This window comes from Streptomyces sp. BE303, assembly GCF_036290945.1.
Lineage (GTDB): Bacteria > Actinomycetota > Actinomycetes > Streptomycetales > Streptomycetaceae > Kitasatospora.
In genome coordinates, this window is sequence record NZ_JAQYWZ010000639.1 from 1 (window position 1) to 21,599 (window position 21,599).

Here is a 21,599-nt window from a genome sequence, read left to right on the forward strand (position 1 = left end):
CGAGAGATGACAGACTTGGCACCCAACGGAGCTCCTACCGAACAGTGATCTTGGTCGACACGGTTCTAGCAGGAGCTCCGTCCCATTTCAGGCGACTTGACGCGGCCACCCACGGCTCTATCTACACGGCATTGGGGCTAGATGATCAGGCTGAGCGGCATGATCAGAGCGATCGCGACGACCGAGATCACCGTCTCCATCACCGACCAGGACTTCAGGGTCTGGCCGACGCTCATCCCGAAGTACTCCTTCACCAGCCAGAAGCCGGCGTCGTTGACGTGCGAGAAGAAGAGCGAGCCGGCGCCGATCGCCAGGACCAGCAGGGCCGCGTGGGTCGAGGACATGTCGGCGGCCAGCGGGGCGACGATGCCGGCCGCGGTGATGGTGGCCACCGTCGCGGAGCCGGTCGCGAGCCGGATCAGGACGGCGATCAGCCAGCCGAGCAGCAGCGCCGAGATGTGCCACCTGGCCGACCACTCGCTCACCGCGTCGCCGACGCCCACGTCGATCAGGGTCTGCTTGAAGCCGCCGCCCGCACCGACGATGAAGACGATGCCGGCGATCGGGCCGAGCGACCTGCCGACCGTGTCGGAGATCCGGTCCCGGTCGAAACCGGCCGCCCGGCCGAGGGTGACCATGCCGAGCAGGGTCGCGGCGAGCAGGGCGATCAGCGGCGAGCCGATGAAGTCGAACACCCGCTGCGGCAGCGCCTTCGGGTCGTCGACCACGACGTCGGCCAGCGCCTTGCCGAGCATCAGCACCACCGGCAGCAGGATGGTCGCCAGGACGGCGCCGAAGGACGGCGTGCGCTCCGGCCGTTCGACGGCTCCCTCCGGGGCGGTGTTCTCCGGGATCTCCAGCGGGCCGACCCAGCGCTCGGCGACCCGCGCGAACAGCGGGCCGGCGACGATCAGCGTCGGAACGGCGATCAGCAGGCCGAGGGCCAGGGTGATGCCGAGGTCGGCCTTCAGCGCGTCGACGGCGACCAGCGGGCCCGGGTGCGGCGGCACCAGGCCGTGCAGGACCGAGAGGCCGGCAAGGGCCGGGATGCCGATCCGCATCAGCGGGACGTTGCCCCGGCGCGCCACCAGCAGCACGATCGGGATCAGCAGGACGACACCGACCTCGAAGAAGAGCGGCAGACCGAGCACGGCCGCGATCAGCGCCATGGCCCAGGGCAGCGCCTTCGGGCCGGAGCGGGCCAGCACGGTGTCGGCGATGATGTTCGCCCCGCCCGAGTCGGCGAGCAGCTTGCCGAGCATCGCGCCCAGGCCGATCAGCAGCCCGACGCCCGCCACGGTGGCGCCGAAGCCCGTGGAGAAGCTGCCGAGCAGCTTGTCGAACGGCGCGCCCGCGACGGCCGCCAGCAGCCCCGAGCCGAGGGTGAGGGCCAGGAACGGGTGCAGCTTGAACCTGGTGATCAGCAGCACGATGGCGCCGATGCTGAGCAGCACCGCGATCAACAGCCGGAGGTCGCTGTCGGTGTGCGGCAGGGCCGGTGCGGCGGCCGCGAGGAGGGTGGTCACGCGAGGTCTCCATTGACGGGCCGCAGCAGCGCCACGGCCTTCTCGACGAGGTCTTCGGGGGACGGGCCGACGTCCAGGGCGGCGCCCCGCTCGTCCGGACCGAGGGGTTCCAGGGCCGCGTACTGCGAGTCGAGCAGCGACGTCGGCATGAAGTGGCCGGTGCGGTGGGCGAGCCGGTCCCCGACCAGCTCGTGACCGCCGCTGAGGTGCAGGAACCAGGCGTCCGGGCAGGCCTCGCGGAGGGTGTCGCGATAGCCGTGCTTCAGCGCCGAGCAGGTGACCACACCGCCGGTGCCGGCCTCGGTGCGCTCCTTGAGCCAGGCGCCGACGGCGCGCAGCCAGGGGGCCCGGTCCCGGTCGTCCAGCGGGGTGCCGGCCGACATCTTGGCGATGTTGGCGGGCGGGTGGAAGTCGTCCGCCTCGGCGAAGGGGAGGCCGAGGCGGTCGGCCAGCAGACGGGCCAGGGTGGTCTTGCCGACGCCCGAGACGCCCATCACGACGACCGTGAGGGGTGCTGCGGGGGTGTCGTGGTTCTCGACGCTGAGAGCCATGGGTGGTGCTCCTTCGTTGCCTGGCCGCCACTGTTTCTCAAAGATATGACGTATTCAAGTGCTGGAAATCAAATCGTCATACTTTTGTTCCCGGCCGGGGCGCACCGCGGGGTTCGGGGGCGCGGGCCGGTCCCGGGGTGCAGGTCAGGGCCCCGGGTGCAGGTCGGGGGGTGCGGGCCGGGGGCGGGCGTCTAGGCTGGGCGGATGGAGATCCAGGGGCTGCCCGGCCGACTGCTCGCGGAGCTGGGGCCGGCCATCGCGTCCGGGGAGGTTCCCGAGGGCGCGGTGCTGCGGGCCGAGGAGCTGGAGGAGCGGTTCGGGGTGTCGCGGACGGTGGTCCGCGAGTCGGTGCGGATCCTGGAGGGGATGCGCATGGTGGCCTCCCGCCGCCGGGTCGGGATCACCGTGCAGCCCAAGTCAGACTGGGACGTCTTCGATCCGCTGGTGATCCGCTGGCGGCTGGCGGGCGCCGACCGCCCCGCGCAGCTGCGCTCGCTCGGCTCGCTCCGGCTGGCCGTGGAGCCGGCCGCGGCGGCCCTCGCCGCCCACCACGCCACCGACGACGAGCGGCGCCGACTCAGCTCCCTGGCCGTCGAGTTGACGGTGACCGCGCGCGCCGCCGACCTGGCCGCCTTCCTCCAGCACGACATCGACTTCCACGCCACCGTGCTGCGCGCCTCCCGCAACGAGATGTTCGCGCACCTCGGTGACACCGTGGGGGCGGTGCTCACCGGCCGGACCGAGTACCATCTGATGCCCCATCAGCCCGAGCCGTACGCGATCCGGCTGCACCGCGAGGTCGCGGAGGCGGTCTGCGCGGGGGACGCCGAACACGCCGAGCGGGCGATGCGGACGATCGTGACGGGCGCGCTGGAGGAGCTCGGTCGTCAACTGGGCTGAGCGCCCGGAGGTTTCGGCCGCTCCGGCCCTGATCACACGATTTGGTGTCAGTTCGGGGGATTCGTGCGCATAGTCCGGGTACGACAGGGCAGAGTGGTGCAGAGGGGCGCGCTCCCGGCCGCCGGTCACTCCGGAACCCTGCCCGCCCCGACCGGTTCCACCCGTGTCCGCCCGCGTACGCCGCCGTGACCGCGCCTGGGGGTCGCCCGATGTCATCCGCACGCCGTCGCCGCCGTCTGCCCGACGAGGTGCGGACCACCGTCGTCCGGGCGGTGCTCTGTCTCGCCTTCACCCTGGTCGGCATCGTCCTCGCGGCGCTGTCCTCCTACGCCGACAGCTGGTTGATGACACCGGCCCTGATGGCGATGGGGCTCGGGGTGTTCGGCACGATGTGGTGCCTCCTGGAGATCCTGATCTCGCGTCAGGTCGCCGCGCAGCGGTTGCGCGGGCCGGACTCCGCCTCGCCGATGGCCGGCAGCCGGGCTCCGGCGGGGCCACGACCGGCGCCGCGACCGGGGCCGCCGGGAACCGCTCCCCCGCCGGCCGGCCAGCCGCGGCCGCAGGCACGCGCCGCGACGTACCCGCCGGCGTACCCGCCCCCGCACCCGCACCCGCCGGCCGGCCACGGGCCGCGTCAGCCGGAGGTGACCACCCGGTAGTGGGTGGTGAGCCGTCCGGTGTCGTCCAGCACGTGGAAGGCGACCATCGGCGGCTGGTCGTAGGTGATCTCGGCCCCGCCCTCGCAGGGCAGCGCGACGGTGGAGACCACGCCCGGCGCGACCAGCAGCGGCAGTCCGGCGAAGGTGGTGGCCGCCGCGGTGTGGGCGTGACCGCAGAGCAGCGCCCTGACCCGGGGGTGGCGGCCCAGCACCTCGGCGAGCCGCTCCTCGCCGAACTGCCGGATCGGGTCCACGTACGGCAGGTGCAGCACCACCGGCGGGTGGTGGAAGGCCACCAGCGCGGGGCGGTCCGGCGCCCCCTCGGCCAGCGTGCGGTCCAGCCAGCCGAGGGTCTCCTCGTCGAGCAGGCCGTCGTGCCGGCCCGGGACGGAGGAGTCCAGCATCAGCACGTCGGCGCCGGGCAGCCGGTGCAGCCGGTTGACCGGGCCGTCGGCGGGCCCCTCGCCGAGCAGCACCTCCCGGTAGGGCCCGCGTATGTCGTGGTTGCCGGGACAGAACAGCACCGGGTGGCGGGAGACCAGCGCCTCGGCGACCTCGCGGTACTCGGCGGGCAGGCCGTGGTCCGCGAGGTCGCCGGTGACCAGGACGGCGTCCGGCGCGCCGGGCAGGGCGTCGAGGTACGCCATCACCCGCTCGGCCCGCCCGCGCGCCCGCGCACCGCCGTCCCCGTGGTGGTCCTGGCCCAGGTGGGTGTCGCTGAAGTGAACGATCGTCAACATGCGCCCCACCGTACGACGGTCACGAGGAGGCCGGTGCCTCCGCCGGCCGCTTGAACATCCGGGTGGCGGTGATCTCGCCGTGGACGGCCGGGCCGTCCGGGTCCTGCGGCGCCGGCAGGCCGGGCCGCAGGTGTTCCTCCACCGAGATGTACTTCAGCCCCGCCCGCAGGTCGGCGTCGTTGCGCAGCCGGATGACCAGCGGGAACTCGGCGAGCGCCGTGGTGTCGAACAACCCGGTGGTGTAGATCAGCTGGACGCCGAGCGCGTCGGCCACGGCGCGCTGGAGCTCCAGCAGGTAGGTGGCGTTGGCCCGGCCGATCGGGTTGTCGAGGAACAGGGTGCCGGCGTGCCGCAGCTGGGACTGGCCCCGGTCGTTGGCGCGCAGCGCGGCCATCGTGCAGTACAGCGCGATGGCGGCGGTGAGCAGCTGGCCGCCGGAGAAGACGTCGGACATCTGGCCGACGCCGACCCGTTCGGCCCGCAGCACCGCGTCGGGCTTGAGGATCTCGACGGAGACCCCTCGCGGGCCGATCGCGGCGGCGACGCCGCGCAGCAGCAGGGACATGCCGTCGCGACGCAGGTCGCTGTTCTTCCGGACGGCGGCGCGGGTGGCCTCGTCGATGACCTCGCCGAGCCGCTCGACCAGGGTGGCGTGGTCCGGGTCCTCGAAGCGGATCCGGAGGAACTCCTGGCCGGACCACTCCCCCAGGCCCTCGGGCAGCCGGGAGAGCCGCTGGGCGGCGCGCAGGGTGGTGAGCGAGGACTCCACCAGGCCGCGCAGGCGGTCGACGATCGAGCCTCGGTTGCGCTCCAGCTGGGCGAGTTCGTCGGTGAGCACGCGCAGCCGGGGGGCGAAGGCGACGGCCCAGGCGACGGCGTGGTCGGGCAGGGCGGAGGCGGGCAGTTCGCGGATCTGCTGGCGGGCCGGGGTGCGGACGGCCTCGAAGCGGGCCGCGTTGGCGTGCCGGACCAGCGTGTCCGAGGCGTCGCGTACGGCGAGTTCGGCGGAGGAGAGCTCGCCGGCGGCGGTGCGCAGGGCACGGCGGGCCTCGGCGGCGGCGGCGCGGGCGTCGACGATCGAGCCCAGGTAGGGCTCGACCGGCCGGTCCGCGTCGTCCTGGTGCTCGCGCAGGCCGTCGCGGAGCTGACCGGCGTGCTCGTCGAAGTCGGCGGCGGCGGCCTGGGCGGCGTCGGAGGTGCGCCGGAGGTCGGCGTGCACGGTGCGGGCGGTGTCCAGGGCCTCGCGGCGGTCGGCGAGCCGGCCGGTGGCGGTCCGCAGCAGGACCTGGGCGTGCTCGGGGTCGGCGGGGACCAGCTCCTCGGGCAGCTCGGTGTGCGCCTCGCCGTCGACGGGGGCGGAGCGTTCGGCGTCACCGCGGAGCCGGCCGAGCTGCTCGCTGGCGACGGCGGCGCGGGTCTCGATGGTGGCGACCAGCTCCTCGGCCCGGGCGGCGGCGGCCTGACGGGCCGGGCCGTCGGCGCCGTCGGGGCTGCCCAGCAGTTCCTCGGCGCGGGTGCGGACCTTGTTGGTGAGGCGGTCGAGCTCGGTCGCGGCGGCGGCCTCGTCGCCCTCGGCGCGGGCCTGCTCGGCGCGCAGGTCGGCGCCGACGCCGACCTTCTCGTACAGCTGGGACGCGGCCCGGTAGGCCTCGCGGAGTGCGGGGAGCGCGACGGACGTCGCCTCGACGGGCTCGTCGTCCTGCTCGGCGGCGGGGATCTCGGCGCGTTCGGCCCGCAGGGTACGGGCGGTCCGGCGGGCGTCGTCGGCGGCGCGCTGGGCGGCGCGCCGGTCCTCGTCGCAGGTGCGGGCGCGTTCGGCGCAGACGGCCTGACGGCGGTCGCACTCGGCGGCGTCCTCGGCGAGTTCGCGCTGGCGGCGGCTCCAGTTGGCCCGCTCGCGCAGGCGGAAGGCGAGGCCGGAGAGGGCGTCGGCGCGGCGCCGGGCCTGCTGGGCGGCCTCCCGGTGCTCCTCGTGGGCGACGGTGGCGGTGGCGTGGTCGGTCTCGGCCTCGTCGTGCTCGGCCCGCAGGGTGGCCAGGGCCGCGGCGGCGTGCTCGGCGTGCTCGCGGGCGGCCTCGGCGGCGGCGGCCAGTTCGGCGAGGGTGCCGGGCGGGCAGCTGGCGTGCCAGGAGGCGAGCCGGGCGGCCAGCGCGCGGTCGCCGCCGAGGCGGCCGGCGAGTTCGCGGATGTGCTCCTCGCGGGCGGTGGCGCGGGCGCGCAGCTCGCGGCGCTCGTCGTCGGCGGCGGACTCGTCGTGCATGGCCGGGTTCGGCGGGACCAGGAAGAAGGCCGGCTCGTCGGTGATCGGGGCGATCAGCGCGGCGGCGGCGCCGACGGCGACGGTCGAGCGGGGCAGCAGCGCGGCGGACTGCAGGGCCTCGCGGGCCCGGTCGAGCGAGTGGGGGTCGGTGATGACGACGCCGTCGACGAGTTCGGGGCGGGCGGCGAGGATCGCCTCGTGGTCGGCCGGGTCGACGGACTGGGCGAGGTAGCGCCAGCCGGGCAGCGCGGGGATGCCGTGCTCGGCGAGGTACTCGACGGTGGCCAGGACGTCCGGGCCGGGCGGCAGCAGGCCGCCGTCGCCGAGGGCGGCGAGGATCCGGGAGTCGTCGGCGGCGGCGGTGCGCAGGTCGAAGAGGGTGCGCTCGGCGGCGGCGATGGTCTCGTCGAGGAGTTCGCGCAGGTACTCGGCGTTGCGGTCGAGGACGGCGGGGGTGAGGAAGCCGGCGTCCTCCTCGGCTCCCGTCCCCTCCTCGTGCCAGTCGGTGGGAGCGGGCGTGAGCGAGAGCAGATCGGCGAGGCGGGGCTCGGTGGCGAGCAGGGCGGCGGTGCGCTGCTCGGTGGCGAGTGCCCGGACGGCGGCCTTGCGGGCGTCGGTGGCGCGGGCGTCGGCGAGTTCGGCGCGGCCGGTGGCGGCGGCGGCCTCGCGCAGCCGGGCGGCGGCGGCCTCGGCGGCGGTACGGGCCCGGGCGAGGGCGTCGCCGGCGGACTTCTCGACGTCGGCGGCGTGCAGGGCGGCGCGGGCCGGGTCCGGCTCCGCGGTGTCGGGGTCGATCCAGCCGGCCTCGACGGCGGCCTCGGTCTCCCGCTCGACCTCGGCGAGCCGCTGGCGCAGGTGGTCGGCCTCGCTGCGGGCCTTCTGCGCGGCGGTGGCGGCCTCGGTGGCGTCGGTCTGGGACTTGGCGCCGTCGGCCTGGAGTTCGGCGGCGCGCTCCTCCTCGGTGTCGGCGCGCAGCTCGGCGGCGGCGGCGGCGCTCTCCAGGACGCGGGCCAGCGCGGTGGCGGCGCGGGCCCGGGCGGCCAGCGCGGGGGCGGCGTCCAGCTCCGCCTCACGGATCGCGGCGGCGACCCGCGCCACCCGGTCGGCTGCGGCGCGCTGGCGGAGCACCGTCTCGGCGGCCTGCCAGGCGGAGTGCAGGGTGCGGGCGTCGGTGAGCTCGCGGCGCAGCGCGGCGGCCTCGGCGGTGGCGGCGGCCAGGGCGAGGGTGGCGTGCCGGTGGGTGAGTTCGGCGGCGATCAGGGTGTGCCGGGTGCGGTCGGTCTCGGCGGCGGTGACGGCGCCCTCGGCGGCGGCCACCTCGACGGCCAGGTCGTGGGCGCGGTCGCGTTCGGCGGCGGCCCGGGAACTCAGGGCGTGGGCGAGCCGACGGGTGCGGCGCTCGGCCGTGCGGTGGGCCTCGCGGACGGACTCGCGGGCGGTGGTGGACTCGGCGATGCGCTCCAGCAGCTCCAGCGAACCGGCGGTGAAGTCGCGTTCGGCGGTGAGTTCGGAACGCAGGCCGAGTTTGGCGGCGAAGCCGTGGACCAGGTCGGCGAGGCCGTCGGTGTCCCGGGTGTCGGTGACGGCGCGCAGCAGCAGGTCGGTGAAGTCCTTGTCCTGCTTGACCGCGAAGAGGCCGGCCGCCTCGCCCTCGTCGGCGTTCATCTCGCGCTGGTAGCGGAAGAGTTCGGGGTCGAGGCCGAGTTCACCGAGGTGCTCGGTCCAGCGGTCGTGGCCGTCCTCGAAGACCAGGTCGAGGTGCGGGTGGGCCTTGCCTGCCTCGGTGAGGGCGTCGCGGAACCCCTTCATGGTGCGGCGGCGGCCACGGGCCTTCTGGTCGCCGGCCAGGCTGACCCGCTCGGAGACCGGGAGGGAGTCCAGGGTGAGGCCGGGGCCGGGGCGGAAGGAGTACCAGGTCTCGGCGAACTTGCGCGGGTCCGAGGAGACCTGGCGTCCGCGCCACTCGCTGACCTTGCCGACCACGATCGGCTCGCCGGTGACGGTGTGCTGCCACTCCAGGGCGACGTGGCCGCAGTCGTCGGCGAGCAGGAACTTGCGGAGCACGCCGGAGCTGGCGCCGCCGAGGGTGTTGCGGTGACCGGGGAGCATGACCGAGAAGATCAGCTTGAGCAGGACGGACTTGCCGCCGCCGTTCTCCAGGAAGAGCACACCGGCGGGCGCCGGGCGGCGGACCGGACCGTCGGGCTCCTCGCCGAACAGGCCGATCTGCTGGGGGGCCGGATCGGCGACGGGCTCACCCACGCCGCGCAGGTCGAGCACCGTGTCGGCGTAGCGGGCGCCGGCCGGTCCGATCGAGTAGAGGCGGACCCGGTTGAGCTCGTACATGTGCGGCGGTTCTCCAGGAGACGGGTGGATGGGGGGCTGGTTCGGACGACAGGGGTCGGGGCGGATGCCGGAGGAGCGGGCGGGGGGTGGGGGGCGTCAGAGGGAGTGGAACGGGAGGCCGGCGTCGGCGACCAGCTCGTCACCGGTGTCCGGGGGCAGCAGGGTGGCCGTGCCGTCGGAGACCGGGACGACGCCGAGGTCGAGCAGTTCGGCCATCGCGGCGCTGCCGGCCAGGTCGCGGACCTGGAGCTGGTAGCGGGCGGTGGTGCGGTAGGTGCCGCCGGCGTCGTCCGCGACCTTCTGCAGGAAGCCGGAGTCGACCAGGAACAGCACGGCCTTGGCGACGATGCCGATGGTGGAGCCGGACAGCCGGCGCGCGTCCTTGGTGGCGCCGGTGGCGGTGCGCCGGGCCCAGACCCGCCAGGCGGCCTCCAGGCCGGGGGCGTCGCTGTGCGGGTCGGTGTTGGCGCCGTCCACGGTGGCCTGTTCCTCCAGGCGGCGGCAGGCCTGGCGGACGAAGGCGTCGACGCCGTTGACGGTGATCCGGCCGAGGTAGCCGTCGTCGGCGAGGTCCTCGGGCCGGGGGAAGGCCATCGCGGCGACGGCGAGGTGGGCCAGGCCGTGCAGGAAGCGGTCGGTGGACTCGGAGGCGGCACGCCGGGAGTAGTCGCCCATCCGGACGGCGAAGACGGACTCCTCGGCGGCGGCGACGGCCATGCCGGCGCGCGGCGAGACCTCCAGGACGACCAGGCCCATGCCGGTGGCGACGGCGTCGGCGAGGCGGGCGAAGGCCGGGTCCTCGCGGTAGCGGCGGACCAGTTCGGTGTACTCGGCGTCGCGGGCCGGGAGCAGCTTGGCCTGGAGGCCGAAGGAGACCAGCCGGGCGGCGTCGGCCACGTCGGCCGGGGTGATCGGCGCGGGCGCGGCGGGCTCGGTCTCGGGCGCCCAGGACGTGTCGTGGTGGGTCGTCACGGGCGGTGCTCCTCGGGGGCGTTGCTGGGGGTTCGGGGGGTCTGCCGGCCGGCCGGGCGGGTGGTCCGGCGGGCGGCGGGGTGTCCGACCGGGCCGGTCTCCGGCCCGGCTTCCGGGCGGGCTTCCGGGCGGGCTTCCGGCCCGGCGGGGGGCCGGTGTCCGGTCGTCCGGCGGGTGGGCGTCCGGTGGGTGGTCCGGTGGCGCGTCGGCATGCGGATCAGCCGGCTTCCTTGCGGTCGGCCGCCATGCCGGCCGCGTCGAGCAGGGCGCTGCCGACCACGAGGTCGGCGCCGCCGAACTCCCGGTCGTGCAGCACCGTCCCGTCGTCGACCGCGAAGAGCAGCCGCTCCTCCCCCTGCCGGTAGGCGGTGCCGACCGGCGGGCTGGCCGCGTGCACGGCCAGCAGGGCGACCAGGTAGGGGAGTTCCGGATCCTGCGCGCGGGCCTCGGCGAGCAGGCCGGAGAGCCGCCGGGGCGCGTCGGCCGGCAGGTCGAGCAGCTCCAGCGCGGCCTCCAGCTGGGCCTCGGAGAACCGGCTGTCGTCCGGGGTGGCGACGAGGTCCGGGTCGGGCATCTCGGCGCCCAGGTGCTCGCGCTCGACCGGCGGGGTGAGCAGCAGGTCGACCAGGTCGGCGACCCGGACCGAGACCGGGGTGCGCAGACCGGTACCGCGGGCGAAGAACGCGCCGGTGGGACCGACGGCCTGCTCTATCGGCAGCCGGAGCACGGGGGCGAGCAGCTGCCCGTAGAGGTCGATGCCGCTGCGGGCGCGCGGGGCGGAGAAGGCCTGCCGGTCCTGTTCGGCGCGGAACAGCGGCCCGGCCTCCAGCAGCCTGGTCTGCAGCTGGGTGTGGCGGCGGATGCAGTCCTTGACGATGTCGACCAGCTCGGCGGCGCGACGCTTGTGCTCCTGGTCCTCGGCCTCGTCCCGGGCCTTGCGGATGTTGGTGAGAATCGCGTTCTCGTGCCGGTAGCGGTCGGCGATGTGGTCGAGGGCCTCGTCGATGAGGTCGGGGACGGCCTGCATCCAGTCGACCGCGCGGACGTTGCGGCGGGTGGCGTCGAGGGCGCGGCGCAGCGTCTCGGCGTACTGGACCGTGCGGTAGCGGGCCTGCTCGGCGGCGAGCTGGGCGTCGGCCAGGCGACCGCGCCGGATCAGCACCTCCAGCTTGACCTCGGCGGCGATCTGGGCGGAGGTGACGTCCGTGTCGAGCGCGCCGACGAGGACGTTGACCGCCTCGTCGGTGGTCCGCAGGTAGACGCCGCCGTCGGGGCCCGGGACCTCCTCGATCAGCTTGAAGTCGTAGTCGCGGCGGACGTACGCGCCCTCGGCGTCGAAGGTGCCGTAGACGGCGCGGAAGCCGCGGTCGACGCTGCCGACGTTGATCAGCGACTCCAGCACCCACCGGCCGACGCGCTGGTGCTCGGCGGCGGACCGGGCGGGTGCCTGGGCGGCGACCCGGGGCAGCAGCCGGGCCAGCACTATCTCGCGGTCGGCCCCGGTGTCGAAGTCCATGTTGAGGGTGACCAGGTCGATCGCGGCGAGCCCGACCTCGGCCATCGCGTAGCCGCCGTACTCGCCGGCGAGCATGACCTTGCGGCTGTCCAGGTCGTGCAGCGGCGCGGTGCAGGCCAGTGCCTTGAGCCGGCGGGCGAGGCCCTCGTCGGCGGCGGGGCCGGGCGCGGGCCGCGCGGCGGCGACGGCGGGCCCGGCGGGCGGCCGGGAGCCGTGCTCGGTGGGCTGGTCAGCGATGACGGTCACGGTGGACAAGACTAGAGGTAGGCGCCGACATCGACCGAAACGGACCTTACGGACGTCCCGCCGGCCCACCGGCCGGGGCGGACGTGCGGGACGGCGGTGCGGGACGGGAGCGCGCGGCACCGGGGAGGGAACGGCGAGGAGAACGGCTCCCGACGAGCCGGGGGCGAATAGAACCCGCTTTCGAGAAACGGCCCCACGAACGAACCGCCCCCGCCATGATTTCCCATATGATCACCAGACTGGTACGAGGCGGCCTCGCCGCCGCCCTCGCCGTGGCCGCCCTCACCACCGGCGCCGCCGTGTCCACCGCCGCGACCACCACCGGCACCGCCGCCAAGGCGGCGGTCACCGGCCAGAACGTGACCGTGACGCAGGCCGGGAACTACCCGATCTTCCCGGTCGACCACACCAACATCTCGGTGACCTGGAAGTCCACCGGCACCGCCGACCTCACCGGCGTCACCCACCTCACCGTCGAACTGCCGCCCGGCCTGACCACCGACGGCGCGACGATCACCTCCTTCCAGGACTACACCTTCACCCAGACGGTCTCGCCCGACGGCCGCCGGCTCGACGCCTACTTCACCGGGAACCGCGCGCCGGGGCGCAGCGAGTTCATGAAGGTGACCGTCGCCTCCCACGGAACCAGGCCGTCCGGGACGATCAAGGTGACGGCCGCGAACCGGAACGACGCCGACCCGTCGGACAACGTCTCCTCCTACCTGCTCGGCAGCGGCCCGCAGGCCCCGGCCACCCAGGCCGCCCCCGTGGTGGCCGCCCTCGGCACCACGACCGGCCCGGGCACCGGCGGCACCCCCGTCACGCTGACCGGGACCGGCCTGGACAACGGCTTCGTCCTGTTCGGCGACTCGGTCGCGGCCGGCAGCTGCACCGCGACGGGCTGCGCCGTGACCGCGCCCGGCGGCTCGGGCAGCGTGCCGGTCACCGTGGTCACCCCCGGCGGCTCCGCGACCGCGGCCACCACGTTCGACTACACCGGCGCCGCTCCGCCGGCGCCGGCCGCACCGGCGGTCACCGGCCTGACCACCAGCACCGGACCGGCCGCCGGCGGCACCCAGATCTACGTGCAGGGCGCCGGCCTGGCCAACGGTACGGTGCGCTTCGGCGGAGTGCCGGCCACCCGCTACTCCTGCGGCCCGGCGCTCTGCTCGGCGACCGCCCCGGCGGGCTCCGGCGTGGTCGACGTGACGGTGACGACGGCCGGCGGGACGAGCGCGCCCGTCACCGCGGGCCGGTTCACCTACACGCCCTGACGACGGCACCCCGACGGGGCCCGGCACCCGCTGCGGTGCCGGGCCCCGCTGCGTTCGGCGGCGGTTCCGGGCCCGGTAGGGCGGGGGCGGAGCTCCCTCGACCAGGGCCCCTGGGCGGCGCTCCGGGCGGGCCCGCCGGGGAGTTGAACACGTTCAATTCGAGGTCTGGAGTCACTTCCGTGCAGACGGGAACCGCCCGGCCTGCCGCCTCGACACGGGGGTTTCCGCCATGAGCGACGCGACCGGAGACGCTGGGACCGCAGCCGAACGGGCGGCCCTGCGACGGGTCCGGCGGTGGCTGCGGGTCTTCGTGGTCTGCCTGGTGCCGAGCGGACTGACCGCCTTCCCCCTGGAGAGCGAGACCCGGTGGCTCGCCGACCTGGCCGCCGGCCCCGGCGCCCCCGTCACCGACCGGTTCCCCGCCCTGCTGGAGTGGATCGAGAAGGTCCGCGACGGCGTCGCCGAGACCAACGCCCGCCACCCCTTCCTCGCCTACGGCACCGACGGGCCGGCCTTCGCCCACCTGGTGATCGCGGCGGCCTTCCTGGGCCCGCTGAAGGACCCGGTGCGCAACGTCTGGGTGATCCGTCGGGCGGTCCTCGCCTGCGCCGGGATCATCCCCCTCGCCCTGGTCTGCGGACCGCTCCGCGGCATCCCCCCGTACTGGAGCCTTGTCGACATGTCGTTCGGGGTCGTGGGCGTGGTGCCGCTGCTGATCGTGCTGCGCGCGCTGCGGCCCCTCGTCGAGCGGGCGGAGAGCCGACCGGCCCCGGCAGTGGGCTGACCGGGCGGGCGTCACCCCGCCCTCACCCGCAGGCCCTACCATCTGGCTCAACAGCTGCTGGGAGGCGGGACGGGCGTGGCCGACGCGGTGATCGATCTCAATGCGGACCTCGGTGAGGGGTTCGGACGCTGGACGCTGACCGACGACGAGGCCCTGCTCTCCGTCGTCACCAGCGCCAACGTCGCCTGCGGCTTCCACGCCGGTGACCCGTCCACCATGCGCCGGGTCTGCTCCCTGGCCGCCGAGCGCGGCGTACGGATCGGCGCCCAGGTCTCCTACCGCGACCTCGCCGGCTTCGGCCGCCGCGCCATGGACGTCCCGCCCGACGAACTGGCCGACGAGATCGCCTACCAGATCGGCGCCCTCCAGGTCTTCGCCCGCGCGGCCGGCTCCCGGGTCTCCTACGTCAAGCCGCACGGCGCCCTCTACAACCGGGTGGTCGCCGACTCCGAACAGGCCGAGGCCGTGGTCGCCGGCATCCTTCGGGCCGGGGCCGTCTGCGACGGCCCGCTGCCCGTCCTCGGCCTGCCGGGCTCCCGGCTGCTGGCGGTCGCCGAGGGCGTCGGCCTGCCGGTCGTCGCCGAGGCCTTCGCCGACCGCGCCTACACCTGGGCCGGCACGCTCGTCCCGCGCCGCGAGCCGGACGCCGTGGTGCACGACCCCGCGACGGTGATCACCCGCGCGGTCGGCATCGCCCGGGACGGTTCGGTGGACGCCGTCGGCGGCGAGCCGATCACCGTCGAGGCCCGCTCCCTCTGCGTCCACGGCGACACCCCCGGCGCCGCCCAGCTGGCCTGGCGCATCCGCGGCGCGCTCGCCTCCGCGGGCGTCCGGGTGGAGCCCTTCGCGTGACCGCGGCCGTGCCCGACGGGGGAGGTCCTGCCGCACACCGGCCGATCGCGGTCCGACCGGTCGGCGACCGGGCACTGCTGGCCGAACCGGCCGACCCCGCCGGTGCCACCGCCCTCTACGCGTGGCTGCGCGAACGGCAGGCCGCCGGCGAGCTGCCCGAGGTCGAGGAGATCGTCCCCGCCGCGCGGACCGTCCTGCTGGACGGCGTGGCCGACGTCCCCGCGCTGGCGGCCCTGCTGCGAAGCGCGCGCCCGACGGCCGCCGACACCGCGACCGGCCCGCTGGTGGAGGTGCCGACCGTGTACGACGGCGAGGACCTCGCCGAGGTCGCCGCGCTCTGGGGCGTCTCCCCGGAGGCCGCCGTCCGGATCCACACCGAACCCGAGTACGTCGTCGCGTTCTGCGGCTTCGCCCCCGGTTTCGGCTACCTCACCGGCCTGCCGCCCCGGTACGGGGTACCGCGCCGCGCCACCCCGCGCAGCGCCGTCCCGGCCGGCTCGGTCGCCCTGGCCGGCCCCTACACCGGGGTCTACCCGCGTTCCTCCCCCGGCGGCTGGCAGCTCCTCGGACGCACCCCGCTGCCGCTGTGGGACACCGCCCGCGAGCCGGCGGCGCTCCTCGCGCCGGGGGTGCGGGTCCGCTTCACCCCGCTGACGGGCGGACCCGGTCTGTTCACCCCGCCGGCGGACGGACCCGGCCTGCCGACCGCCCACGGCGGCGCGGAGGCGGGCGGCGCGGCACCGGCGAGCGGTGGCCGCGGCGCCCGGGCCGGACGCCCCGGCGGTGCGGCGTGACCCCGGCCGACGGGCTGCTGGTGCTCCGGCCCGGACCGCTCACCACGGTGCAGGACCTCGGGCGGCGCGGTGTCGCCCACCTCGGCGTGCCCCGGGCGGGCGCGCTGGACGAGCCCGCGCTGCGCGCGGCCAACCGGCTGGCCGGCAACGAGCCCGGCGCTGCGGCCCTGGAGACCACGCTCGGCGGCGTCGCGCTGCGCGCGCTCCGGCCGCTGGTCCTCGCGGTCACCGGCGCACCGTCGCCGGTCCGGGTGGACGGCCGGGCCGCCGCCTGGGGCGCGCCGGTCGCCGTACCCGCCGGAGCGGTGGTCGAGGTCGGCGCCGCGACCCACGGCGTGCGCGCCTACCTGGCGGTGGCGGGCGGGATCGCCGTCCCGCCGGTCCTCGGCAGCCGGTCGGCCGACCTGCTGTCCGGGCTGGGACCGGCTCCGCTGGCCGCCGGCGACCGGCTGCCGGTCGGCCCGCCTCCGCCGTACCGGCCGGCGCCCGAGCTGGTCCCGCTGCCCGCGCCGCCGGACGCGCTGGTGCTGCGGCTGAGGCCCGGCCCGCGCGCGGACTGGTTCGACCCGCAGGCCCTGACACGGCTCGCCGGCGACCCCTACCGGGTGGCCCCGGCCAGCAACCGGATCGCGCTGCGGACCGAGGGCCCGCCGGTCCGCCGGGCGCGGGACGACGAACTGGCGAGCGAGGGCATGGTGCTGGGCGCCGTACAGGTCCCGCCCGACGGCTGCCCGGTGGTCTTCCTGGCCGACCATCCGACCACCGGCGGGTACCCGGTCGTCGGTGTCGTCCCGCCCGCCGATCTGGCCGCCGCCGCCCAGGCCCGGCCCGGCACCCCGGTCCGCTTCACGGTGGTCCGGGGGCGCCGGGACCGGGGGCGGTAGCGCCCGGTCCCGGCCGGGCCGGTCGGCGCGGCGGCCCGGCGCTGCGGAACGCGTGGGGCCGTGGCCGGGTGGCCGGGTGGCCGGTCAGTGCGGGAGCTCGACCGCCAGGTACGGGCTCAGGGCCCGGAGGAAGTCCGCCGCGTCGAACATCGCACCGGCCGAGGCCACGCCCGTCGTCCGCGTCTCCCCGGCGAGGATCCTCCGGACGGCCTCCACCGCCAGGGGCGCCGTGATCGCGTAGATGTCCTGGCCGCGTGCCGCGGCGCGGCGCTCGACGCCGCCCGCGGCGACGACGACGTCCACGACGAAGGTCTGGTCCGACCGTCCCAGGGCGTCGACCGCCTCAGGCGCCGGGGTGGCCTCCGCCGCCAGGTCCCTCGCGGCCTCGACGGTCATGTAGGTGCGGACCTCCGGCACCGCCAGGTGGCTGGGCAGGGTCACGACGTCGGCCATGGTGAACTCGGCGATCACCCGTCGCTCGCCCAGCGGCGCCGGGAAGTCCCAGTCCTGCTCCACCACCTCGTCGTCGTGGTACCGGAGCTCGCCGTCCGCGAACCGCACCCGGCGGCCGGCGCGCCGCTGGTGGGAGACCTGGCCGGCCACCCGGGTGCCCGGCGTGGGGTGCCAGCTGTTCAGCCCGTACGCGACGTGCGCCGCGTCCGCCGTCGTCCACTCGCCCATCGCCGCGGTCGCCAGCAGATCACCCAGCCCGCCGTAGAACGCCATCGCCGGCACCACGGCGACGCCCGCCTCCCGGGCCGCGTCCGCGTGTTCGGCGAACGTCTGGACGTTCGCCTCGATCTCCGCCGCCACGTCGACGTACGGGATCCCCGCGCGCAGCGCCGCCTCGACCAACGGGCCCGCCGTCACGGCGAACGGTCCGGCGCAGTTGACGACCGCCGCCGCACCCGCGAGCGCCCGGTCCAGCGAGCCGGCGTCGTCGACGGTCGCCGGGCGCACCGCCACGTCGCCCCACTCGGCGGCGAGTTCCTCCAGCCGGGCCGCGTCCCGGCCGGAGGCGACGGTGGCGAGACCGCGCCTCCGCAGCTCGGCGACGACGAAGCGCCCGGTGTGCCCGGTCGCCCCGTAGACCACTACCGCACCCGCTGTACCCATGGTTCCCCCCGCTCTCGACGTGCTGACCGACCAAGTCTCACCGTCGGCAGGTCCGGAGCGTGAGGGTCCGGAACGACATCGCCCGTACACTTTCGGACATGCCGACTGTCGCACTGCTGGCCGCCGGTCACCTGCTGCACTTCGAACTCGCGGTGGCCTACGAGATCTTCGGCAATCCCCCGCGCGAGGCCGCGAACGCCTGGTACGACGTCCTGCTCTGCGGGCCGGGCCCGCTGCGGGTCGGCCCGTTCCTGGTCGAACCCGACCACGGGCTGGAGCGGCTGGCCGAGGCCGACACGGTGATCGTGCCCGCGTGCGCCGACGTCGACGAGCCGCCACCCGCCGAGGTCGTCGAGGCCGTCCGCGCCGCCCACGCGGCGGGCGCCCGGGTCGCGTCCCTGTGCACCGGGGCGTTCGTGCTCGGCGCCGCGGGCCTGCTGGACGGCCGGTGCGCCACCACCCACTGGGCACACGCCGCGGAGTTGAGCGCCCGTCACCCGCTGGCGGTGGTCGACCCGGACGTGCTCTACACGGACAACGGCAGCGTACTGACGGCCGCCGGCAAGGCCGCCGCCGTGGACCTCTGCCTGCACCTGGTGCACCTCGACCACGGCGCCGCGATCGCCAACTCCGTCGCCCGCCGCCTCGTCATGCCGCCGCACCGCCCCGGCGGCCAGGCCCAGTTCGTGGCCACGCCGGTCCAGTCCTCGGGCGACCACACGCTCTCCCAGCTGCTCGCCTGGGTGCAGCAGCGGCTGGACCAGCCGCTGACGGTGACCGACCTCGCCCGCCGGGCGAACACCAGCCCGCGCCACCTCGGACGGCAGTTCCGGTCCGTACTCGGACAGAGCCCGATCCAGTGGCTGCTGACCCAACGCGTCCGCCGCGCACAGGAGTTGCTGGAGTCCACCGACGAGAGCGTCGAGGCGATCGCCATCGCCACCGGCATGGGCACGGCGACGACGCTCCGGCGTCAGTTCAAGCGGGTCGTCGGGGTCCCGCCCGCCAGCTACCGGCACTCGTTCCGCAGCGCACGGCCCGCCTGACCGGCGGACGCGCGCGACGGCGGGGCGGGTCGGCCCGTCCGGCGTCCCGAGGCACCGACCTTCCGGGCTGCCGGACTACCGGGCCAACAGCGTCTCGGCGACGGCCCGCTGGACCGGGGCGACGACGTCCTCGCCGTCCTCGACGTCCCACATGGCGTTCTGGAGGACCCGGCCGAGCGTCCAACCGACGGCGCGCGGGCGGTCGAGGGCGAGGCGGTCCGTCATCAGGTCGAAGCGGCGGCGCAGCGCACGCGGCAGGTCGCCGGTGGCGGTGAGGTCGGTCCAGCGGTTCCCGAGGGCGGGGAGCAGCTCGAAGCCGGGATCGCCGGCGAGCGGCTTGGGGTCGATGGCGAGCCAGGCCGCGCGGCCGTCCGGCCCGGGCGGGGCGAGCACGTTGTCGTAGTGGAGGTCCCAGTGGAGCAACCGGTCGCCGGGCTCGGACCTGACCTCGCGGACGGCGGCGGCGCAGTCGGCGAGCAACCGGCGGTCGGCCGGGTCGGCGAGTCCGGCGAGCGCCTCCGGGACGTCGGCCAGCATCGCGTCGGTGACGTCCGCCAGGGTGCGCATGCCGTGCGGCGCCTGATGGATCGTCAGCTCGGCGAGCAGTGCGGCGATCTCGCCGACGGCGACCAGGTGGTCGGGCTCGGCGCTCAACGAGCGGGCCGGGTCGAGGCGCTCCAGCAGCATCGAGCCGGTCGTCGGGTCGTGGTCGAGCAGCCGGACGGCGCCCCGCCCGCCCCAGGCGCGGAGGGCGACGGGCTCGCCGGCCGTCTCCTCGTCCACGGGCTGGAGCTTGAGTGCGGCGCGGGTGCCGTCGGCGCGGCGGACCGGGAGGACGAGGCCGACCGCACCGTGCGCGACCGGCCCGTCGGGGCGGAGCGACCAGCGGTCCATGAGCTCGTCGGCGAGGGCGGGGAGCCCGGCCGCCCAGCTGCGGCCGGGCTCCCCGAGGAAACCGTCGAGCGAGGCGGTCAGGGCCTCGGGGACGCGGATCACCATGTCGGACGACTCCCTCGGTCGGAGGACGGCCGGGCGCTCAGGTGCGGCGCGCCAGCCCGGCCGCGGCGACGGCCGCGAACCCCTCCGGATTATCGAGCATGATGTTGTGCCCGCAGTCCGGGACGGCCGCGAGCACCACCCCGGCCTCGCGGAGTCGATCCGCTCCGGGGTAGGGGCCGTCCTCGGCCGGGTGGAGGAAGGTGCGCGGCAGGTCGAGTCCGACCAGCAGCTCGCGGACGGTCGGGACGGTGCCCCGGGAGCGGTGGACGGCGCTGCGGTGGAGCGCCTCGGGACCGGCCAGCCGCATGGTCGCCCACCAGAACGGGCCCGCCCACTCGGCCACCTGCTCGTGGCCGCCGGCCAGGAACTCCTCCTCGGTGAAGCTGGCGAGGCCGCTGCTGCCGGGGCCCCGCACGGGAGCGGCCGGGTCGATGGCGGCGTCGACCAGGACGAGGCTGGCGACCAGCCCGGGGTGCCGGTGGGCCAGCACCACCGCGACCGCGCCGCCCATGCTGTGGCCGACCACCTCGACCCGGGTCAGGCCCGCCGCCCGGACCGCCGTGGCGACCGCGTCGGCGTGGTCCTCCATCGTGTACGCGAAGCCGGCGGGCCGGTCGCTGATCCCGAAGCCGAGCAGGTCGAGCAGGAGCGAGCGGCGGCCGGTGAGCAGCGGGTGGGCCGCCGCCGCGGCGAAGTAGACGGGCGAGCTGGAGCCGAGGCCGTGCAGGTAGAGGCGGGCGGGTTCGGCGCCGGGGACCTCGACCCAGCGGATCCGGTCGCCGTTCGGGGTGACGGTGGCTTCGCGCACGATCGTGCTCCTCGCTCGGTTCTGTGGCGTGACGAGACAGACCATACCTCGGAGTCGAGGTATAGCGACACCGATATATCTGCACCCGTGTCTGAGAGAGTGGCCCCATGCTCAAACTCGCGATCCTGGGGTTCCTCCACGACCGGCCGCTGCACGGTTACGAACTGCGCCGGCACCTGGCGGCCCTCACCGGGCACGTGCGGCCGATCAGCGACGGCACGCTCTATCCGGCGATCAAGCGACTGGAGGCCGACGGCCTGCTCGTACGCACCGCGGAGCCCGGCGCGGCGGCCGCCCCGCGGCACACGCTCCGGCTGACCGACGCCGGGCGGGCCGCCCTGCTCGACCGGCTCCGCACCCCGGAGGAGCTGGACATCAGCGACGAGAACCGCTGGTTCGCCACCCTGGCGTTCCTGCGCCACCTCGACGCCGAACCGGCGGCGCAGGCCGCGGTGCTCCGCCGCCGCCTGGCCTTCCTCGGCGAGCCGGCCAGCTTCTTCTACGACGGCACCCGCCCGGTCGGCGCCGAGGAGGTCGACGACCCGTTCCGCCGAGGGATGCTGCTGATCGCCCGCGCCACCACCGCGGCCGAACTGGACTGGCTGCACGCCACCCTCGCGGAGCTCGACCGGGCCCACTGACCGACCCGGCGCCGACCGCCGACCGCCGACCGCCGACCGCCGACCGCGCGGAACGGCCGCGGCCCGCACCTGCTCCCGGGAGGAGGTGCGGGCCGCAGCCGTCCGACCGGGCGGCGCCGTCAGCGCACGTCAGTGCCCGTGATGGGCGTGGACCACCGCATGGCCACGGCCCCGGCCGATCATCCACTTGTTGACCGGGACGGTCAGCACGAAGGCGAGGAGCAGCGCGCCGGCCAGTGCGAGCCAGAACAGGACGTCGCCGAGGCCCGCGTCCATCGCACCCGGGACGGTCATCATCACGGTGTTGTCGATCAGCTCCATGACGAGGATCGACACGGTGTCGGCGGCCAGCGCGACCTTCACCGCGGCGCGGGGGTCGAGGCCCGCCCCGAGCACGCCGCGCATGGTGAGCGCGTAGCCGAAGACGAAGGCCAGCGCGACCGAGAGCGCCACGGTCGCGCCGTTGTGCAGGCCGAGCGCGGTGCCGATCACCATGCCGAGGACCTCGCCGATCGCACAACCGGTGAGGCAGTGCAGGGTGGCCCGGGCGGCGGTCCGCCAGCTCGCGCCACCGGCGCCGTGCGCGTGACCCGCGTGCCCCGCGTGCCCCGCGTGCCCCGCGTGCCCCGCGTGACCCGTGTGCCCGGCGGGTGCCGAGTGGTCCATCTCTCCAGTGTGACCCGGG

General features: G+C 75.7%; 19 protein-coding genes. 9 read left to right on the plus strand and 10 right to left on the minus strand.

Features of this window, described 5'->3' with window-relative positions; translation table 11 throughout:
• Nucleotides 1-137: 137 nt before the first annotated feature.
• Complete coding sequence (locus PUR56_RS14860) at nt 138-1,526, minus strand: GntT/GntP/DsdX family permease (protein ID WP_329949255.1); 1,389 nt, start codon at nt 1,524-1,526, stop codon at nt 138-140.
• Complete coding sequence (locus tag PUR56_RS14865) at nt 1,523-2,077, minus strand: gluconokinase (protein WP_329949256.1); 555 nt, start codon at nt 2,075-2,077, stop codon at nt 1,523-1,525. The genes PUR56_RS14860 and PUR56_RS14865 overlap by 4 nt, the downstream gene beginning before the upstream one ends.
• A 204-nt stretch (nt 2,078-2,281) precedes the next feature.
• On the opposite strand from PUR56_RS14865, the gene PUR56_RS14870 reads away from it, so the two are divergent.
• Nucleotides 2,282-2,977: a FadR/GntR family transcriptional regulator gene (locus tag PUR56_RS14870; RefSeq protein WP_329885216.1), complete on the plus strand. Its 696-nt coding sequence runs from the start codon at nt 2,282-2,284 to the stop codon at nt 2,975-2,977.
• A 209-nt stretch (nt 2,978-3,186) separates the two neighbouring features.
• A complete protein-coding gene (locus PUR56_RS14875; RefSeq protein ID WP_329949257.1) occupies nt 3,187-3,636 on the plus strand; it encodes a hypothetical protein in 450 nt (149 codons plus the stop codon).
• Here the strand turns inward: PUR56_RS14875 and PUR56_RS14880 are convergent.
• The 4 genes from PUR56_RS14880 to PUR56_RS14895 all read right to left on the minus strand — a co-directional run bounded on the left by PUR56_RS14880 (nt 3,612) and on the right by PUR56_RS14895 (nt 11,716).
• Nucleotides 3,612-4,376, minus strand: coding sequence for a metallophosphoesterase (locus PUR56_RS14880; protein ID WP_329949258.1), 765 nt, complete (start codon nt 4,374-4,376; stop codon nt 3,612-3,614). The genes PUR56_RS14875 and PUR56_RS14880 overlap by 25 nt on opposite strands.
• A 19-nt stretch (nt 4,377-4,395) precedes the next feature.
• Nucleotides 4,396-8,982 (minus strand): hypothetical protein, encoded by a 4,587-nt coding sequence (locus PUR56_RS14885; RefSeq protein ID WP_329949259.1) that lies wholly within the window; start codon nt 8,980-8,982, stop codon nt 4,396-4,398.
• A 96-nt stretch (nt 8,983-9,078) separates the two neighbouring features.
• Nucleotides 9,079-9,954, minus strand: a complete 876-nt coding sequence (locus tag PUR56_RS14890; protein ID WP_329885220.1) for a hypothetical protein — start codon at nt 9,952-9,954, stop codon at nt 9,079-9,081.
• A 217-nt stretch (nt 9,955-10,171) separates the two neighbouring features.
• Nucleotides 10,172-11,716 (minus strand): hypothetical protein, encoded by a 1,545-nt coding sequence (locus PUR56_RS14895; RefSeq protein WP_380359077.1) that lies wholly within the window; start codon nt 11,714-11,716, stop codon nt 10,172-10,174.
• Between the two features lie 227 nt (nt 11,717-11,943).
• Between PUR56_RS14895 and PUR56_RS14900 the strand changes: the two genes are divergently transcribed.
• The 5 genes from PUR56_RS14900 to PUR56_RS14920 all read left to right on the plus strand — a co-directional run bounded on the left by PUR56_RS14900 (nt 11,944) and on the right by PUR56_RS14920 (nt 16,304).
• Nucleotides 11,944-12,990, plus strand: coding sequence for an IPT/TIG domain-containing protein (locus PUR56_RS14900; protein WP_329949260.1), 1,047 nt, complete (start codon nt 11,944-11,946; stop codon nt 12,988-12,990).
• Nucleotides 12,991-13,219: 229 nt separating this feature from the next.
• The gene (locus PUR56_RS14905; RefSeq protein ID WP_329949261.1) at nt 13,220-13,774 is read left to right on the plus strand and encodes a hypothetical protein; all 555 of its coding nucleotides are present in this window, start codon (nt 13,220-13,222) and stop codon (nt 13,772-13,774) included.
• A gap of 75 nt (nt 13,775-13,849) precedes the next feature.
• Complete coding sequence (locus PUR56_RS14910) at nt 13,850-14,626, plus strand: LamB/YcsF family protein (protein WP_329885223.1); 777 nt, start codon at nt 13,850-13,852, stop codon at nt 14,624-14,626.
• An 8-nt stretch (nt 14,627-14,634) separates the two neighbouring features.
• Complete coding sequence (gene pxpB / locus PUR56_RS14915) at nt 14,635-15,420, plus strand: 5-oxoprolinase subunit PxpB (RefSeq protein ID WP_443034505.1); 786 nt, start codon at nt 14,635-14,637, stop codon at nt 15,418-15,420.
• Nucleotides 15,417-16,304, plus strand: coding sequence for a biotin-dependent carboxyltransferase family protein (locus PUR56_RS14920; protein WP_329949262.1), 888 nt, complete (start codon nt 15,417-15,419; stop codon nt 16,302-16,304). Before pxpB ends, PUR56_RS14920 begins: the two co-directional genes overlap by 4 nt.
• An 84-nt stretch (nt 16,305-16,388) precedes the next feature.
• Here PUR56_RS14920 and PUR56_RS14925 read toward each other — a convergent pair whose 3' ends face one another.
• A complete protein-coding gene (locus tag PUR56_RS14925) occupies nt 16,389-17,420 on the minus strand; it encodes a saccharopine dehydrogenase NADP-binding domain-containing protein (RefSeq protein WP_329949263.1) in 1,032 nt (343 codons plus the stop codon).
• A gap of 98 nt (nt 17,421-17,518) precedes the next feature.
• On the opposite strand from PUR56_RS14925, the gene PUR56_RS14930 reads away from it, so the two are divergent.
• Entirely contained in the window at nt 17,519-18,466 is a 948-nt protein-coding gene (locus PUR56_RS14930) for a helix-turn-helix domain-containing protein (RefSeq protein ID WP_329949264.1), read from the plus strand.
• 75 nt (nt 18,467-18,541) lie between these two features.
• Here PUR56_RS14930 and PUR56_RS14935 read toward each other — a convergent pair whose 3' ends face one another.
• Nucleotides 18,542-19,465: an aminoglycoside phosphotransferase family protein gene (locus PUR56_RS14935; RefSeq protein WP_329949265.1), complete on the minus strand. Its 924-nt coding sequence runs from the start codon at nt 19,463-19,465 to the stop codon at nt 18,542-18,544.
• Between the two features lie 37 nt (nt 19,466-19,502).
• On the minus strand, nt 19,503-20,273 hold the full coding sequence (locus PUR56_RS14940) for an alpha/beta fold hydrolase (RefSeq protein WP_329885228.1): 771 nt from the start codon (nt 20,271-20,273) through the stop codon (nt 19,503-19,505).
• Nucleotides 20,274-20,380: 107 nt separating this feature from the next.
• Between PUR56_RS14940 and PUR56_RS14945 the strand changes: the two genes are divergently transcribed.
• Nucleotides 20,381-20,914, plus strand: coding sequence for a PadR family transcriptional regulator (locus PUR56_RS14945; protein WP_329949266.1), 534 nt, complete (start codon nt 20,381-20,383; stop codon nt 20,912-20,914).
• Between the two features lie 129 nt (nt 20,915-21,043).
• On the opposite strand, the gene PUR56_RS14950 is transcribed toward PUR56_RS14945, so the two are convergent.
• Nucleotides 21,044-21,580 carry a DUF4396 domain-containing protein gene (locus PUR56_RS14950; RefSeq protein ID WP_329949267.1) on the minus strand — a complete coding sequence of 179 codons (537 nt, stop codon included), beginning with the start codon at nt 21,578-21,580 and terminating at the stop codon, nt 21,044-21,046.
• Nucleotides 21,581-21,599 lie beyond the last annotated feature (19 nt).

Coding starts and splice junctions, on each gene's coding strand:
- PUR56_RS14925 (WP_329949263.1), bottom strand. CDS start 17,420: ATGGGTACAGCGGGTGCGGTAGTGGTCTACGGGGCGACCGGGCACACC.
- PUR56_RS14900 (WP_329949260.1), top strand. CDS start 11,944: ATGATCACCAGACTGGTACGAGGCGGCCTCGCCGCCGCCCTCGCCGTG.
- PUR56_RS14880 (WP_329949258.1), bottom strand. CDS start 4,376: ATGTTGACGATCGTTCACTTCAGCGACACCCACCTGGGCCAGGACCAC.
- PUR56_RS14945 (WP_329949266.1), top strand. CDS start 20,381: ATGCTCAAACTCGCGATCCTGGGGTTCCTCCACGACCGGCCGCTGCAC.
- PUR56_RS14865 (WP_329949256.1), bottom strand. CDS start 2,077: ATGGCTCTCAGCGTCGAGAACCACGACACCCCCGCAGCACCCCTCACG.
- PUR56_RS14935 (WP_329949265.1), bottom strand. CDS start 19,465: ATGGTGATCCGCGTCCCCGAGGCCCTGACCGCCTCGCTCGACGGTTTC.
- PUR56_RS14905 (WP_329949261.1), top strand. CDS start 13,220: ATGAGCGACGCGACCGGAGACGCTGGGACCGCAGCCGAACGGGCGGCC.
- PUR56_RS14930 (WP_329949264.1), top strand. CDS start 17,519: ATGCCGACTGTCGCACTGCTGGCCGCCGGTCACCTGCTGCACTTCGAA.
- PUR56_RS14950 (WP_329949267.1), bottom strand. CDS start 21,580: ATGGACCACTCGGCACCCGCCGGGCACACGGGTCACGCGGGGCACGCG.
- PUR56_RS14870 (WP_329885216.1), top strand. CDS start 2,282: ATGGAGATCCAGGGGCTGCCCGGCCGACTGCTCGCGGAGCTGGGGCCG.
- PUR56_RS14875 (WP_329949257.1), top strand. CDS start 3,187: ATGTCATCCGCACGCCGTCGCCGCCGTCTGCCCGACGAGGTGCGGACC.
- PUR56_RS14885 (WP_329949259.1), bottom strand. CDS start 8,982: ATGTACGAGCTCAACCGGGTCCGCCTCTACTCGATCGGACCGGCCGGC.